The sequence below is a fragment of the Serratia sp. 506_PEND genome, from assembly GCF_001076875.1.
Classification (GTDB): Bacteria; Pseudomonadota; Gammaproteobacteria; order Enterobacterales; family Enterobacteriaceae; genus Serratia; species Serratia marcescens.
The window spans coordinates 1-1974 of sequence record NZ_JVEL01000567.1; the positions used below are offsets into that span (position 1 = coordinate 1).

Here is a 1974-nt window from a genome sequence, read left to right on the forward strand (position 1 = left end):
GTATGCACGAAGACCCGTGGTTTGAGCATGACCAGCAGACCGTAGCCCGGCATGTGCTGATGGCCTGCGCCCACCTTGACCCTGAGGTGAAAGCCGAAGCCCGGCACAACAAACTGCGCAGTATTATCCGGGGGCTGGATGCCCCCGTCATGTCGCAGGCCTGGTACTGCGTCTGGTGCAGCGAGCATTATCAGGGCGTGAAGTCCTGTCCACGTTGCCTGACCAGTATCTACAGCATTGAAGAAGCGAACTGGCAGATGAATTACGGCTGTAACACGCTCTCCGGATAAGCCCGGTGAGGGCTTTTCGCATCAGACATGCCGTGCAACCCGCCCCCACCCCTGAATCATCCAAAAGAGATAATTCCGATGAATAGCCCTCACTCCGGTGCAGAAGCCGGCAATGCTGTGGATGCAGCAAATACACGCGCTTTTCTGCAACAGGCGGTTGACCATTATCCCCGACTGGTGGCGTTCAGCTTTGCGCTGGTGTTGCCGTATCACGAAACCCTGGCTGATTATCGCTCGCTGATCCTGCGATTTCACACTGAGGTCTGGCAGCGAACGGGGGAATACTCACAGGCGCGCCAGCAGGAACGTAAGAATTCACCGCCGACGTTGTTACGCTGGATATGGGGTTCAACCTGTGCAAGCGAATGCCAGATGGTGTTGATGATGAATCTTGATACGCTGGCGCCCATTACACAACCTGTTGAAAGCTCTCTGCAGGCGTTCAGTGGCATCATCCGTGACGCCTGGCGAAGAGTATCGGACGGGAAGCATGAAGGCGTGGTGGATATCACGCCGCTTGTCATTAACCGTTCCGCGCAGGGGACTTTCGCATTGCGCTTCGGTCAGCTACAGGCGAGGGTTCAGGGCATGACCTTGCCCGTCATGACGGCGAGAACGGGGGTGATAAGCACGTGAGTGTACGGAGGGTTCAGAGACGAGAAAGGATGTTAACACCCGGGGATTTTTCCGATACACGCTCTGCTGATATACTCGCTGCATGAAAAAGACGCACAATACCTTACCCCCTGAACAGACGGTCTCTGACCTGGCACATCTTGCCTGGTGCGCACTGATGGCGTTGAGCCTGGCCCAGCAGGAGGGGCAGGCACTGTCACCGCTGACTATCCATACCTTCCTGGTTCGCTGGCTGGCGGATGCGCAGAAACAACGTCGCTTCCCCCGTTCCGTGGCGACAGATATCGACAGCCTGCTTCGCCTCGGGCGACAGAAAGGCCTCGCAGCCGGGTTGTTGAGACGACTGGAATACCTCTGGCACTCCTGCGCTGAGCCGGTTTCACAGCAGCCGGCACTGTTTCGGCTGACGCATGCGATTGAGCACCTGAAATCACAGGGCTGGATGAACGCGGTGGTGTCGGATGAAGAGTGGGTACCCGAAACTCTGTCCGCTGAATATGCGAATACCTCTGCATTACTGGTCAGGAAATCAGAGCTGCAGCGCCATTTTAACGAACAGGGCCAGCAGTCCGCGTCGGTTGATTTCATCGTCGTTGGTGATCCCCGTGGTGTTGGAGAGGCATTTGACGCGCGGGAGCTGCGTTATGTGACGGGTGAGCAACATGCGGGCTGGTGTTTGCTGTCACTGTTGCCAGCTGCAGATGCGGGCGTCTCCGAAGAGCAGCCTGCTACCTGTTAACACAGAGGGAATGACCGTGGGGCGAATTGTTTTCTGGCGCTGACGAGTCGCTTCGCCTTATCCGGCAGTGGGCGGATGTGCTGGAAGAATGCCGCTAGGTAAAAGCCGGCGCAGAAGAACGTCTGCGCATTGCCCTGCTGAACGTTGATTACGTCACCAGCTTTGAGCTGCCTTTCCGCGTACTGTTGCTCCGCACACCCCAGCTGATTGCCGGCCTGCGCGATGAGTTGCAGCTTAATCAGAAAGAGGCGATATTCAACGGGAAGCGTTTTGGCTGCGTCTGGAGCCTGAAGGCTGACCTGAGCACGG

At 57.1% G+C, this 1974-nt stretch carries 3 protein-coding genes and 1 pseudogene; all 4 read left to right on the forward strand.

Annotated features, from left to right (window positions below; all coding sequences use genetic code 11):
- Positions 1-290 (forward strand): putative zinc ribbon protein (locus tag ADK28_RS25245; RefSeq protein WP_048796971.1); only part of this gene is annotated, 290 nt, incomplete at its 5' end.
- 78 nt (positions 291-368) lie between these two features.
- A complete protein-coding gene (locus tag ADK28_RS25250; protein WP_048796972.1) occupies positions 369-926 on the forward strand; it encodes an inovirus-type Gp2 protein in 558 nt (185 codons plus the stop codon).
- A gap of 82 nt (positions 927-1008) precedes the next feature.
- Positions 1009-1665, forward strand: coding sequence for a DUF2913 family protein (locus tag ADK28_RS29505; protein WP_075202150.1), 657 nt, complete (start codon positions 1009-1011; stop codon positions 1663-1665).
- A gap of 26 nt (positions 1666-1691) precedes the next feature.
- Positions 1692-1974 (forward strand): annotated as a pseudogene (locus ADK28_RS33160) (DNA-binding protein); the annotation flags it as partial.